Here is a 13,756-nt window from a genome sequence, read left to right as displayed (position 1 = left end):
TCTTTGGTATTGCTTTTGAGCCGGAACAATATCAGGCATTGAACCCATTCTGGATTATGGTTGCCAGCCCAATACTGGCTGCCGTCTATAACAAAATGGGCGACCGCCTGCCAATGCCGCACAAGTTCGCTTTTGGCATGGTGCTCTGTTCCGCAGCCTTCCTGGTGCTGCCGTGGGGTGCAAGCTTTGCCAACGAACACGGCATTGTTTCCGTCAACTGGTTGATCCTCAGCTACGCGCTGCAAAGCATCGGTGAACTGATGATTTCAGGTCTGGGTCTGGCGATGGTCGCACAATTGGTGCCTCAGCGTTTAATGGGCTTCATCATGGGGTCATGGTTCCTGACCACTGCTGCTGCTGCCCTTATCGCCGGTAAAGTTGCCGCATTGACCGCGGTACCAAGTGATATCACCGACGCCCATGCATCACTTGCTATCTATAGCCATGTGTTTATGCAGATTGGTATTGTGACCGCTATCATCGCAGTTCTGATGATGCTGACCGCACCAAAACTATATCGCATGACATTGGCACCAAGTGACAGTAACAAACCCTCTCCTGCCGCAGTTGTTTAATCTGCTGGCTGGCTAAGAGCGCTCCTTCGGGAGCGCTTTCTTTTTTTCGCATCTGCGAGCTGTCAGTTATTTGACCAAACGGCCAACTGATATCCATCCGGATCGGTGAAGTGGAAACGCCGCCCACCCGGGAAAGCAAATATCGGGATGACAATCTTGGCACCCGCCTGTTCCAAACGTTTTTGCGTTTGTTCTAAATTATCAGCATACAGAATGACAAGTGGCCCACCATTAGGCTGAACTTCCCCTAAGGTGAATCCTCCCGTCAATCGACCATCGGTAAACTCACAATAGCTCGGCCCATAATCAGTAAAGCGCCAATCAAAAACCGTCCCGTAAAAATCTTTTGAACGAGCAATATCACTGACAGCAAACTCTATATTGTCGATACGACTATCATTTCCCTGAATACCCATGATCCACTCCTATAATTAACTCATCAAATAGTATGGCTGATTTATCTTATTCATTCCCTCCAGTTATGTCTTCACCGCCGCCCAACACCAATGTGAATCACGCCACACTCTTGGTGTACAAAAAATAAACTATACTCAGTTTATATCGCAGAGTATTACTCCCTATTTCAGGCTGATACACGTCTGTTATCTGCGGTCGATAACCGATCAGGAGGTGATTTATGATCAACCATGTTTGGGGGCTTATGACCCATCCCGGTCAGGAGTTTCAACAAATCAAACGTGAAGGCGAAAGTGTACGCCACATGTATGCTCATCACATTCTCCTGATGGCTGCTATCCCGGTGATTTGTGCATTTATCGGCACCACACAAGTCGGTTGGAATTTTGGTGATGGGCAGACCATAAAACTGGCCCCCCTAACCGCGCTCTATTTCGCTATCATTTTTTACGTTTTGATTCTGGCTGCCGTAGCACTGATGGGTCGGGTGATTTACTGGATGGCGCGCCGCTATGAAAGCCGCCCAAGTTGGCAACGCTGCACCTTGTTTGCCGGTTATGCTGCCACACCGATGTTGCTGGCTGGCGTGGTCGCCCTCTACCCAATTATCTGGTTGTGCTTATTGGTCGGGGTAATTGCACTTTGCTATGCCGGTTACTTGATGTATCTGGGCATCCCCACCTTCCTCAATATTGACCGGCAAGAAGGTTTTATCTTCTCTGGTTCTACCTTTGCCATCGGAGTGCTGGTTTTAGAGTTACTTCTTGGCCTGACCGTTTTACTGTGGGGTTACGGTTCGCGATTGCTGTAATGACCTAAAATAACTGCGGGGCTCCCGCTCTTGCCATTATTTTGCTGAGAGCGGGTGCTAATTCCCTATTTGAAGTCACTAACAGGCTTTTATCGTGATTAATGTCGTCCAGATCGCAATCTCTTACATCTCCACTTAGGATAAAGTTGTACACTAAGTAGGACTGAGGCAAACAAGGCAAAAAAAAATGAAAAAGCTGACATTAAAAGAAATGACTGAAAGCGAGCAACGTGACGTCAAAACGCAACTCGATAAAGCCAGGATAAATTTAGGAAGGGCATTAACCAACTCAGAACAAAATAAAGTGAAAGACGAAGCCATAGAAAAAATCATGAACGCCCGCGAACAAATCGCAAAATTAACCCGCGTAGAAAGAAAAACCAAAAAAACAGCACCAAGCACTACCACTTTTAGCTGGTCTGCCTCGATCAGCACACGTCCACCACGGTAACAATCACCACTGACAGAAAATCACTGTCACAAGTGGCCTACAGTGGGGGAAATATACTGCTGTAGGTCAACTTCTCACTTCTTGCATAATTATATTACACTGCGCTAGCTGCATTTTTTGTCTGCCTGTCTTAGGATTAATGGAAGCTTTTCTCTTTCAGTATGCTATTAAGGAGTTTGTGATGAAATTGTTCTATAAACCCGGTGCCTGCTCTTTGTCTCCCCACATTGTGTTACGTGAAGCGGGGCTAGACTTCAGTATTGAAAGTGTCGATTTGGCGACTAAAAAAACTGAAACGGGTGAAGACTATTTGCACATCAACCCGAAAGGACAAGTGCCTGCTCTGCTACTGGATGACGGAAGCCTACTCACTGAAGGTGTGGCTATCGTGCAATATCTGGCAGATAAAGTGCCTGATCGCCACCTGATTGCACCATCAGGCACCCTTTCCCGCTACCACGCCATTGAGTGGTTAAACTTCGTTGCGACTGAATTACATAAAGGTTTCAGCCCGCTGTTTAACCCGAAAACACCAGACGAATATAAAGCTATCGCCCGTGAACGGCTGGATAAGCAATTCAGTTATGTCGATGGCGTATTAGCAAAACATGATTATCTGTTAGGCTCAAAATTCAGCGTGGCCGATGCTTATCTATTTACCGTAACTCGCTGGGCAACTGCACTGAAACTTGAAATTAAACAGCGCAGCCATTTAGATAAATATATGGCGCGGGTAGCAGAGCGTCCGGCAGTCAAAGCAGCGCTGGCAGCAGAAGACGTGAAGAAATAAGAAAGTCACTTATTTGCAGTGCCCCTAAATAAGGGGCACTGCATACCAAAATTATAATTTTGTCGCAGTAAAATGACAGGAAGGGTTAACAATAGCGTCCTGCGCCGCCACCACCTGAAGTTCATACTCACCCATTTGCTGAGTTTTCAACATCACTTCATATACCGCAGCCGTCACATGCTCCAGTGCTTTATCCAAAGGTTCGCCTTTAAGTAGATTTACCAGCAATAATCCACTGGTCAAATCACCCACACCCACTGGCTGGCGTGTGCCAAAATCTACCAGTGGACGGCTGATGTGCCAGGCATCATCCATGGTCACTAATAACATTTCAAAACAGTCAAGATGATAACCGGCACGGCTCAAATGCTTGACCAAAACAACTTTCGGCCCTTTCGCACAAAGGTCGCGGGCAACTTTAACCGCTTGCTCAACATTGTCTACCTGCACGCCACTGAGTTGTTCCAGTTCGAGCAGATTTGGCGCAATAATATCACTGGCAGGTAATGCTTCCTGGCAGAAAAACTCTGCCACACCGGGTGCTACGATACAGCCTTTCTCCGGATGCCCCATGACCGGATCACAAAAATACCAGGCGTTAGGATTGGCCTGTTTCACCCGCGAGACAGCCGCCAGTATATGACCACCTTGCTCCGGTGAGCCAATATAGCCACTCAATACAGCATCACAATCTTTCAGCCGGTCAATATCGGCAATACCTTGTACAATTTCAGTCAGATGGCTGGCGGGCATAACACATCCCGTCCAGTGACCATATTGCGTATGGTTCGAAAACTGAACGGTATTTAACGGCCAGACATTAACACCCATCCGGCGCATAGGAAATTCAGCCGCGCTATTACCTGCATGGCCAAAAACAACGTGTGACTGAATCGAAAGTATATTTTTCATTGGTACGGCCTAAAGTGAATAAACCATCAGCAAAAAAATAAGGGACATATCTTGCCCCTTATTTTCTTTTACTCTTACAGCCAGCTAATCAGGCAATAATGTTTTTTACCGCGGCGCAATAAGGTATAGCGGCCAAATAGACGATCGGCATCCGTGAAAGCGTATTCTGGATCAGATTGCTTCTCACCATTAATCGCCACCGCATTCGAGCTAATCATAGTGCGAGCTTGACCACGGGAAGGCACCAACTCCGCATTGACCAACGCTTGCTGCAAATCGGCGTCACGAGTTAGTTCAATGGTCGGCATACCATCTTGCGCCAGTTGAGCAAAGTCAGCTTCTGTCATGTCGTTTAAATCACCGGAGAACAAGCTGGCAGTGATACGTTTTGCCGCAGCCAGACCTTCTTCGCCATGCACCATACCGGTGACATTTTCCGCCAAAACGTATTGCGCGCGCGGCGCTTTGCCACTGTTTTTATCTTCTTCTTCCAGTGCGTTAATCTCTTCCAAACTCATGAAAGTAAAGAATTTAAGGAAACGATAAACGTCAGCATCTGCGGTATTGATCCAGAATTGGTAGAATTTGTAAGGGCTGGTTTTCTTCGGATCAAGCCACACCGCGCCACCTTCGGTTTTACCGAACTTGGTGCCATCTGCTTTGGTAATTAATGGCACAGTCAGGCCGTAAACCTGCTGCTGGTGAAGACGACGGGTTAAATCGATACCAGAGGTAATGTTACCCCATTGGTCAGATCCCCCAATTTGTAATGCAACGCCGTGCGCTTTATTCAGGCAAGCAAAATCATAAGCCTGCAACAAATTGTAGGAGAACTCGGTAAATGAAATACCGCTATCATCGCGATTTAAACGTTGTTTGACGGCTTCTTTGTTGATCATCTGATTAACAGAGAAGTGTTTGCCGATATCACGCAGGAACGTCAGCACATTCATGCCACCGAACCAATCGTAGTTGTTGGCCGCAATAGCACTATTTTCACCGCAATCAAAGTCCAGGAATGGCGAAACCTGCCGACGGATTTTCTCCACCCACTCGTTCACCGTATCTTCGGTATTCAACTTACGTTCGCTAGCTTTGAAGCTTGGGTCACCAATCATACCGGTCGCACCACCCACTAAAGCAACCGGGCGATGCCCTGCCAGTTGGAAGCGCTTTAGGCATAACAATGGAACCAGATGACCCAAATGCAAGCTGTCTGCGGTAGGATCGAAACCGCAATACAGTGAAATTGGCCCTTGCGCCAGTCTCTCTGCTAACGCGTCTTCATCCGTAACCTGGGCAACGAGGCCCCGCTCTTGCAATTGTTTAATCAGGTTGCTGCTGGTCATCAACGACTCCATTGTTTTACAAAAAACTTGTCTTTTCGAGGGGTATTTAAGAAAGGGTATAGAATAAAGCGCCCGCCCGATGAGCGCTAGGCTTAACCACAATTATTTCATCATTCTCACGGCGCTAAACGGTCAATTTTCCAGGTATCTGCATCCCGTTGATAGATAAATCGGTCATGCAGGCGGTGTTCGCCTCCTTGCCAGAACTCGACAGAGTCGAATTTAACCCGGAATCCCCCCCAAAAACTGGGTAGCGGCACATCACCTTGTTGGAATTTTTGCTTAAGCTCGAGAAATTTACTTTCCAATACACCACGAGCGGAAATCCGTGAGGATTGCTGGGATACCCAGGCACCAATCTGACTATCTTTGGGGCGAGAACTGAAATATTTCAACACTTCGAGGGTGGAAAGCCGTTCTGCTGTGCCAAGGAAGATGACTTGCCGGTCAAGCATATGCCAAGGGAATAATAAGCTGATATGTGGGTTCTGCGCCAATTGTTGCGCTTTACGACTGCCTAAGTTGGTATAGAACACCAACCCTTGCTCGTCATAATGTTTTAGCAGCACAATCCGCTGATAGGGCTGGCCGTTGGCGTCCACAGTCGCCACACACATGGCTGTTGGATCGGGTAAACGCGCATCACAAGCCTGTTTTAACCAGCGCTCAAATAATTCCAATGGATTTTCGGTTAAGTCGCTGCGACGTAGACCGCCACGAATATATTCACGGCGCAAATCTGCAACATCAAATTCATTATTGTCAGTCATATAAGCTCGGTATCGCGCAGGAAAGCAGTGATTGTCATTTTGCCCTCACAGCGGCAGAATCACAATCACCCTGAGCCGACAACAGCCTGATTACTTGATCAAAGTATTTATTTTATCAACACACAGTCATTAATAATGACTTTTTCATCTCGCTCAACAAAAGCTGTGTTGCCCTTCGACCAGAAAGCATACTGATTATCACTGTATTTCGCCCCGGAAGCGGCACGAACTTGCGGCAAGGTCAGCTGTTTACCGTCCAGCACTAAACTGACTTTATCCTGTTTATTATCTTGCATTACCGTTAGCTTGGTACCACCACATTGGTAATGCAAAGTTTCGTTTTTTGGCTGCACCAAACTGCATCCTGTCAGCATCAATACTGCCGCGGTACCCAATACTGCCGTCGTGCCAAATAGATGTTTCATTTTGCCGTCCTTATTGCGTGGATAAGCTACCCTGGTTTATGGCAGCTTAGCACCCTCATCGTGACGATACAGGATAGACTGCTCCTAAAATGGTCTCGCAACTGGCTCCGGTCACTGAGGGTAAATTACCCGATTTACCGGACAAGGTTCGAAAAGCCAACCAGGCAAATGCCAGCGCTTCCATATCATCGCCACTGACACCAAAATCATCGGTGACACACACTTCGGTACCCGGCAATAATGTTGACATCCGTGACATCACTAATGGGTTGCGCGCCCCGCCACCACAAACCAGCAGCCGCTCACAACCACCAGCCAACTGAACTTGCTCAGCAATGGAAAGTGCGGTTAGCTCTGCTAATGTCGCCTGGACATCTTCAGGTTTAATACCCGGAATTTTATTCAATTGTTTATCCAGCCACCCGGCATTGAAATACTCGCGACCGGTGCTTTTAGGTGCCGGTTTCGCAAAATAGGGGTCACTGTACATCAGTTCCAACAATGGCTGATTAACCTGGCCCGATAGTGCCCAAGCAGCATCCTTATCATAAGGTAGCGAACGATTACGCCAAATCCAGGCATCCATCAGCATATTCCCCGGCCCAGTATCAAAACCGCGTACCGGTAAATCAGGTAGTAGCATAGATAAGTTCGCGATACCGCCGATATTCAACACCATGCGCCGTTCCGTGGAATGGGCTAATAAAGCATGGTGGAAGGCCGGAACCAGCGGTGCGCCCTGCCCGCCATAAGCCATATCCCGGCGACGAAAATCCCCAACAGTGGCAATTTTTGTCATGGCAGCAATACGATTATTGTCACCTAATTGCATGGTAAAAGCCGGTTCACCCAGTGGCTCATGCCACACCGTCTGCCCGTGACAGCCAATTGCCGTGATGTCCTGTGCTGTCAGCCCCGCTTTGGCCAGCAGTGCCTGCACCGCTTCAGCAAACAGTATTCCTAATTGCGCATCGAGTTTACCCACGGCAGATAACGTGGTTGACTGCCCCTGACACATACCGAGGATATCTTTTTTTAACTGGAGCGGCATCGGATGACAATAACTGGCCTGCTGAGCCACCATGCGCTCATCAATGGCAGCCAGAACAACATCGATGCCATCCAAACTGGTTCCCGACATCACCCCAATAAAACGGCCTGATTTCATAGCAATGACCTTATTTCCCATTGTGGGACAAAATAGCAACGAGACTTTACCCAAATCACGTCAGAATAATAAAATTAACACCATGAAAAGATATACTTTTTTAAGTGTATACCGCCATAGGGGCATGTCTTAAAGAATGATTTTTATTTGCAAGAAGGGTCACATAAAAGTCATTAATTCTTACAGTATGAGTTATGACAGTGACATTTCTAACTTTGAGAAAGTTAAACTGCCGTTTAATATTGGTTGAAGTACAAACCGCTAAGCTGCGGTCCTATTAGTGTCATCCAAAAATAAAGCACACAGTCAAAAATACGGTAAGTAGTGAAATAAATATTTGAGTAAGCCATACTTTATGCAAATACTAGGCCGTCATTGGACTGGATTTGGATATACCAGGCATACTGAACCGTAATACGGTTATGCATTTTAATAGGAGTTTTTATGATCAAGCCATTAATCGCCGTTGCTATTGCTGCGGTTACTCTGACCGGTTGTGCCAACAACAACACCTTATCTGGTGACGTTTTTAGCGCTTCACAAGCCAAGCAAGTACAAACGGTGACTTACGGTACCCTGCTTTCCGTGCGTCCGGTGACGATTCAAGGCGGCGATGACAACAATGTTATGGGCGCAATCGGTGGTGCTGTACTGGGTGGTTTCCTCGGGAACACTGTCGGTGGCGGCACAGGCCGTAGCCTGGCGACAGCAGCTGGTGCGGTTGCTGGTGGTATGGCAGGACAAGGTGTTCAAGGTGCAATGAACCGTACTGACGGCGTGCAACTTGAAGTGCGTAAAGATGATGGCACCACTATTCTGGTTGTTCAGAAACAAGGCCCAACCCGCTTTAGCGTAGGTCAGCGCGTGATGCTCGCCAGCAGTGGCAGTACAGTGACCGTTAGCCCGCGCTAATCGCCTCTCTGTAATATATTTTATGATGTAACCCGTAAAGCCAGAGATCATTGCGATCTCTGGCTTATTTTTACTGCTAAAAATTTTCTTTCTGCTGTGAATTGAGTCTTAAAACTTTATTTTACTTACTTTGTAGTTGAATAATGTTTCTCTCAAGCTTGTCAATCAAACCAGATAACAATTCAATTTCATCTGGTGAAATTCCCCCAAGAATTTCTTTACGGGTGGAACATATGACGCCATCAACCTGCTCTATTATCGGTGAAGACTGTTCCGTCAGTTTTATCCTCTTTGCACGCCGATCATTTGCACAAGTATGGCGTGTGATTAGACCTTTCTCCTCCAGTTGATCTAAGGTTCTAACCAATGATGGTTGTTCGATACCAATCGCTTTTGCCAGTTGAATCTGGGATTGCTCAGGTGGTAAACGATTAATGTTATGCAAGGTAACCCAATGCGTTTGGGTCAGCTCCAACGGCTTCAACCGGTGGTCTATTAGCGCGCGCCAAACGCGAACTAATCGTGCTAAATCAGATCCTAATGTCGATTCCAATTGCCCCTCCTTTTATTTAGCGTGCTAGCATAACTACCAGAGTCCAGTCTATTTTGGGTAATTAACATTAAAAACACAAATGTATATATACCGTCGATGCTAGGACAATAGCAATAAATACGGGGAATCCTTTAGCAAAAATTATGTATTTACTAAAATTACCTCTTAAGGATTAACCTTATGTATGTATCTATATTATCCACAAATGCACCCCTATCAGACTTGGTTTTAGGTGCCTCTATCTATTTCCCGCCAATTTTTAAGGCGGTTATGCTAGGTTTAGTGTTATGGCTACTGATCCATCATATGCTGCGGAATTGGATCTACTCTGGTGATATCTGGCATCCAATATTAATGGATCTGTCCATTTTTGTCATTGCGGTCAGCGTTTCTTTATGGATATTAGCCGGTTGGTAAATTGATATGAATCATCAGTCTCTTAAATATTTCTCTTCTGTCATCGTATTCGCCTTCGCTCTTTGTGCCGGTTGGTGGATGTGGAATTATTATATGCAATCCCCCTGGACTCGTGATGGCAAAGTCCGGGCAGAATTAGTCAGTATCACACCAGAAGTCTCTGGCCGATTGGTTAAAATATTAGTTCATGATAACCAGTTGGTAAGCTCCGGAAGCTTATTATTTGTCATTGACCCACAGCCCTATCAATTAGCGCTGGATAATGCCCAAGCTGCCGTGGTACGGGCGCAGGCAGAACTAGCCAAAGCCAATCATGAAGCCGAACGTCGGCGGAATTTACCTAAAAACATCATTTCAGGCGAAGATCTCGACATTGCCAACCTAACAGCTGACAGCATGAAGGCCGCGTATCAAGGCGCGCAGGCAAACCTCGAACAGGCGAAATGGAATCTGAGTAAAACGCGGGTTTATGCCCCCGCCAATGGCTATATCACCAACTTGCAAACCCGTGTTGGCGACTATGCAACCGTCGGCACTCCATTAGTTGCACTTATCGATACCGACTCATTTTATGTAATGGGGTATTTCGAAGAAACCAAGCTCAGACACATTAGAGAAGGTAATGAAGCCAAGATTGTTTTGTATAATGGCAATATTCCTTTACGCGGTGTGGTCGAAAGTATTGGGAGAGCCATTTATGATCAAAGCGTCGATAGCAGCGGGAGTTTGTTGATTGATGTGAAACCTAATGTCCCTTGGGTTCGCTTGGCACAGCGGGTACCGGTCAGGATTAAATTGCTGGATGTTCCGCCCGATGTCACCTTGATCGCTGGCACCACCTGCACCATTTCGCTGGCAGATTAAAAATGCGCCTCTCTTTCCCCTCGTGGCAGAAAACTCCCTGGGGCAAAGCCAATGCGGGTCAGTGGCGTTATGCATTACGCAATTCGCTGGCAATGTGTTTATCCCTCTGGATTGCATTTGCACTGAATTTGGATGAGCCCTATTGGGCGATGACCTCTGCGGCGGTAGTCAGTTTTCCAACGGTTGGCGGTGTTATCAGCAAAAGTATTGGCCGGGTTATCGGCAGTCTTATCGGTGCCGCCGCATCATTGATGATTGCCGGTCATTGTCTAAATGACCCTTGGTTGTTCACCTTTGTCATTGCTGCCTGGATTGGCCTGTGTACTTTTGTCTCCAATCACTATCAAAATAACGTTTCTTATGCTTTCGCTTTGGCTGGCTATACCACCGCGATCATTGCTTTTTCTACTGTCAATACTACTGATACACAACAAATCTTTGATATTGCCCAAGCCCGGGTTTGTGAGGTTATTACCGGCATTCTTTGCGGTGGTCTGATGATGATGCTGCTCCCCAGCACTTCGGACGGCGAAGCACTGCTGACATCCCTGCGCCGTATGCAATCACGGTTGTTAGAACATGCAGAATTATTGTGGCAAACCGAGCAAACACAGCAGATTCGCACCTCCCATGAGGGGCTGATTGGCCAGATTCTTACGATGAATCTGCTGCGTATTCAGGCATTTTGGAGCCATTACCGTTTACGGCGACACAATAATGTATTGAATTTCATTTTGCATCGCCAGTTACGCATCACCAGCGTAATTACCAGTCTGCGTCGTATGTTGGTTAACTGGCCATCGCCACCGGAGAATCTGCCCGCCGTTCTCAATCAATTGCTAACCGCCTTACAGCAACCTGACTGTGATAAGTATCAGATAGCCAGGATCCTGCAACAAATTGCTCCCCATGATGAGTTTGATTATCGCCATCGGGCCTTCTGGTTGCGCTTGCGACATTTCTGTTGGTTATATTTACAAGTTAATCGCTGGCTGGCCCAACTGGATAAGGAACCGGAAAGCGGCATGTTGTTGCCCCCTGCCGTGACCTCGTTGGCTCGCCACACCGACACCTATGAGGCCGCCTATAACGGCCTGAGAACCTTTGTGTGCATTGTTATCGGTTGTGCCTTCTGGATAAATACGCAGTGGAGTTCCGGCGCTGCTGCTCTGTCATTGGCGGCGGTCAGTTGCGTGCTTTACTCTGCCACCCCTTCGCCAACTGACAGCATTGCCACGCTAGTGAAAGCCATTATCTTGCTTTCGATTGGCTGTTTTATTCTGAAATTTGGCGTGATGGTACAAATTGATGATTTTTGGCAATTTGCCGTGGTGTTGTTCCCCATTTTAATCACCATGCAAATGATGAAGCTTCAGCATCCGGCTTATGCTTCCCTATGGGGGCAATTGATTGTTTTTATGGGTTCATTTCTGAGCGTGACCAATCCCCCGAGCTATGATTATCAAGAGTTCCTAAATGATAATATTGGTAAATTAGTTGGCGTGATGTTGGCAGGTGTGGCATTTCAGATACTGCGACCCAGCTCAGATAAACGCAAGAGTCGGCGCATTGTTCGCATGCTACGGCGTGACTTTATCGATCAACTCAGCGCACACCCGCAACAAAGCCAGAATCAATTTGAATCACTGATATATCACCGCATCAATCAACTCAATCTTAGCAAAGATCAACCCGCGCGCTTGTGGCTACTGCGGTGGGGGATAGTGCTGCTCAATTGCAGCCATGTGGTCTGGCAGTTACGCGATTGGCAAACCACTTCTGCACCTTTGTCTGCCGTGCGGGACGTGTGTATTCATTGCCTGAAAGGTTGTATGACCGAGAAAGGTATTCAGCCAAGTTCACTACAAGCCACGTTGCAAGAATTGCAGCGTATGAGTGCTATTTTAGGACAATATCCGGATGATACAGGCCGAGAACTGGCCGGGCTTATCTGGCGGCTGTATTGTTCGCTAACACAATTGCAAATGGCGGTACCGGGCGAAGAAAGCAAGGTTGCGCCAGCCTGAGGCTCGCTGGCGCAAAGGATAAAATTAAGGCACGTCATAGCCCAGTGCAGCACGACGAATACGGAACCACTGCTGGCGAGTCAGGGTTAGGGAGAGAGATGCCCAGGCAGTTTTAACGCGCTCTATCTTGCCGGAACCCATAATCGGTAAGGGTGCAGATGGCAAACGCAGAACCCAGGCATACACCACTTGCTCGATACTTTCAGCACCAATCTCATCAGCTATTGTCTGTAACTCATTACGTAATGTTTGGAATTCAGGATCGCTAAACAAACGCCCGCCCCCTAAACAAGACCATGCCATTGGCTTAATACGCAACTGCTGGCAAGCATCCAGCGTCCCATCCACAATGGCGGGTTGGTGCAACGGTGAAATCTCAACCTGGTTAGTGACCAACGAGAATGGCAAGCGTGACTGCAACAAACTAAATTGCGCAGGCGAAAAGTTTGAAACACCAAAATGTCTCACCTTGCCGCTTTTATGTAATTGAGTGAATGCTTCAGCAACTTCATCTGCATCCATCAATGGGTCTGGCCGATGAATTAGCAATAAATCAAGATAATCTGTATGCAGATGCGTTAAGGATTGCTCTGCACTTTCAATGATATGGGAACGATCAGTAATATAATGCCCCAACGCATGCTCTGGCTTGGCCGTGGGGGCAATACCACATTTACTGACTAATTCCAGTTGGCTACGTAAGGAAGGCTTAAGGCGCAATGCCTGGCCAAATGCCTGTTCGCATTGATAGCCGCCATAAATATCAGCGTGATCAGCTGTAGTGATGCCCAACTCAATATGTTGCTCAATAAAGGCCAACAACTGTTGTGGTGTCATCTCCCATTCCATCAGCCGCCAATAGCCGCAAATCATGCGAGAAAACTCAGGCCCAAGCGGAGCCAGTTGGCTACGTGTATCCATTATTTGCTACCTCATTTGTTTATCTCTCTTAAGCATACACAACCGGCAGAAAGGTTAAATCCTCCCTGAGTAATGAATTGGGGCTGAGCAGTGAAATCGCCACAATCGCTAAACACTAAGGTAAAACAATGGCGAATCAGAATAATGAAGGTTGTTCTGGTAGTGGGTCATCCAGTTGTTTGTTGGCGCGCTGCAAGCGTAACAAGCGCTGTCGACACAGCCGCAGGACATCCCGCTTTTGCGGATCACTCATTTTCATCCAATTAAAGCGCTCATCCCGGCTACGCATACACCCACGGCAAAAGCCACGGTCATCTGTTTGACAGATACCACGGCATGGGCTGGGGATGTCAAAAAACTCAAGTTGCTGAGCCAAATCGCCTCTCCTGCTGCT

At 47.2% G+C, this 13,756-nt stretch carries 17 protein-coding genes; 8 read left to right on the top strand and 9 right to left on the bottom strand.

All coding sequences use genetic code 11. The features are described from left to right. Positions 1-575: oligopeptide:H+ symporter (locus tag ACNSO8_RS08860; protein ID WP_418394418.1), on the top strand; the 575-nt coding region annotated here is incomplete at its 5' end. Between the two features lie 62 nt (positions 576-637). Here the strand turns inward: ACNSO8_RS08860 and ACNSO8_RS08855 are convergent. Then, positions 638-991, bottom strand: a complete 354-nt coding sequence (locus ACNSO8_RS08855) for a VOC family protein (protein ID WP_019079339.1) — start codon at positions 989-991, stop codon at positions 638-640. Between the two features lie 221 nt (positions 992-1,212). Between ACNSO8_RS08855 and ACNSO8_RS08850 the strand changes: the two genes are divergently transcribed. The 3 genes from ACNSO8_RS08850 (at position 1,213) to gstA (ending at position 3,044) form a co-directional block, all read left to right on the top strand. After that, the gene (locus ACNSO8_RS08850; protein WP_019079338.1) at positions 1,213-1,803 is read left to right on the top strand and encodes a Yip1 family protein; all 591 of its coding nucleotides are present in this window, start codon (positions 1,213-1,215) and stop codon (positions 1,801-1,803) included. A 187-nt stretch (positions 1,804-1,990) separates the two neighbouring features. Then, complete coding sequence (locus ACNSO8_RS08845) at positions 1,991-2,254, top strand: DUF3811 domain-containing protein (RefSeq protein WP_004706625.1); 264 nt, start codon at positions 1,991-1,993, stop codon at positions 2,252-2,254. 181 nt (positions 2,255-2,435) lie between these two features. Beyond that, positions 2,436-3,044 carry a glutathione transferase GstA gene (gstA, locus tag ACNSO8_RS08840; protein WP_013649860.1) on the top strand — a complete coding sequence of 203 codons (609 nt, stop codon included), beginning with the start codon at positions 2,436-2,438 and terminating at the stop codon, positions 3,042-3,044. Between the two features lie 51 nt (positions 3,045-3,095). Here gstA and pdxY read toward each other — a convergent pair whose 3' ends face one another. From pdxY to anmK, 5 genes are all read right to left on the bottom strand, one after another. Then, positions 3,096-3,956, bottom strand: a complete 861-nt coding sequence (gene pdxY / locus ACNSO8_RS08835) for a pyridoxal kinase PdxY (protein WP_050334171.1) — start codon at positions 3,954-3,956, stop codon at positions 3,096-3,098. A 74-nt stretch (positions 3,957-4,030) separates the two neighbouring features. Further along, positions 4,031-5,305 carry a tyrosine--tRNA ligase gene (tyrS, locus tag ACNSO8_RS08830; RefSeq protein ID WP_013649859.1) on the bottom strand — a complete coding sequence of 425 codons (1,275 nt, stop codon included), beginning with the start codon at positions 5,303-5,305 and terminating at the stop codon, positions 4,031-4,033. 116 nt (positions 5,306-5,421) lie between these two features. Then, positions 5,422-6,075, bottom strand: coding sequence for a pyridoxamine 5'-phosphate oxidase (gene pdxH / locus ACNSO8_RS08825; RefSeq protein ID WP_019079336.1), 654 nt, complete (start codon positions 6,073-6,075; stop codon positions 5,422-5,424). Between the two features lie 107 nt (positions 6,076-6,182). Next, positions 6,183-6,500: an MliC family protein gene (locus tag ACNSO8_RS08820; RefSeq protein WP_418394417.1), complete on the bottom strand. Its 318-nt coding sequence runs from the start codon at positions 6,498-6,500 to the stop codon at positions 6,183-6,185. 55 nt (positions 6,501-6,555) lie between these two features. After that, the gene (anmK, locus tag ACNSO8_RS08815) at positions 6,556-7,668 is read right to left on the bottom strand and encodes an anhydro-N-acetylmuramic acid kinase (protein ID WP_019083063.1); all 1,113 of its coding nucleotides are present in this window, start codon (positions 7,666-7,668) and stop codon (positions 6,556-6,558) included. A gap of 444 nt (positions 7,669-8,112) precedes the next feature. Between anmK and ACNSO8_RS08810 the strand changes: the two genes are divergently transcribed. After that, entirely contained in the window at positions 8,113-8,580 is a 468-nt protein-coding gene (locus ACNSO8_RS08810) for a glycine zipper 2TM domain-containing protein (RefSeq protein WP_005165921.1), read from the top strand. A 121-nt stretch (positions 8,581-8,701) separates the two neighbouring features. On the opposite strand, the gene rovA is transcribed toward ACNSO8_RS08810, so the two are convergent. Beyond that, positions 8,702-9,133 (bottom strand): virulence master transcriptional regulator RovA, encoded by a 432-nt coding sequence (gene rovA, locus ACNSO8_RS08805; protein WP_004706617.1) that lies wholly within the window; start codon positions 9,131-9,133, stop codon positions 8,702-8,704. A 180-nt stretch (positions 9,134-9,313) separates the two neighbouring features. On the opposite strand from rovA, the gene ACNSO8_RS08800 reads away from it, so the two are divergent. Genes ACNSO8_RS08800 through ACNSO8_RS08790 form a run of 3 tightly spaced genes read left to right on the top strand, consistent with a single transcriptional unit; the run spans position 9,314 to position 12,441 of the window. Next, positions 9,314-9,550 (top strand): DUF1656 domain-containing protein, encoded by a 237-nt coding sequence (locus tag ACNSO8_RS08800; protein ID WP_011816374.1) that lies wholly within the window; start codon positions 9,314-9,316, stop codon positions 9,548-9,550. Positions 9,551-9,556: 6 nt separating this feature from the next. Continuing rightward, positions 9,557-10,414, top strand: coding sequence for an efflux RND transporter periplasmic adaptor subunit (locus ACNSO8_RS08795; protein ID WP_418394416.1), 858 nt, complete (start codon positions 9,557-9,559; stop codon positions 10,412-10,414). A 2-nt stretch (positions 10,415-10,416) separates the two neighbouring features. Further along, the gene (locus tag ACNSO8_RS08790) at positions 10,417-12,441 is read left to right on the top strand and encodes an FUSC family protein (protein WP_418394415.1); all 2,025 of its coding nucleotides are present in this window, start codon (positions 10,417-10,419) and stop codon (positions 12,439-12,441) included. Positions 12,442-12,465: 24 nt separating this feature from the next. Here ACNSO8_RS08790 and ACNSO8_RS08785 read toward each other — a convergent pair whose 3' ends face one another. Then, positions 12,466-13,362, bottom strand: coding sequence for an aldo/keto reductase (locus ACNSO8_RS08785; RefSeq protein WP_418394414.1), 897 nt, complete (start codon positions 13,360-13,362; stop codon positions 12,466-12,468). 136 nt (positions 13,363-13,498) lie between these two features. Further along, complete coding sequence (locus ACNSO8_RS08780; RefSeq protein WP_005165934.1) at positions 13,499-13,738, bottom strand: DUF1289 domain-containing protein; 240 nt, start codon at positions 13,736-13,738, stop codon at positions 13,499-13,501. Positions 13,739-13,756: the final 18 nt, after the last annotated feature.

Source organism: Yersinia sp. LJYL362 (genome assembly GCF_048323875.1).
This window is presented reverse-complemented; position numbering and strand designations above follow the sequence as displayed.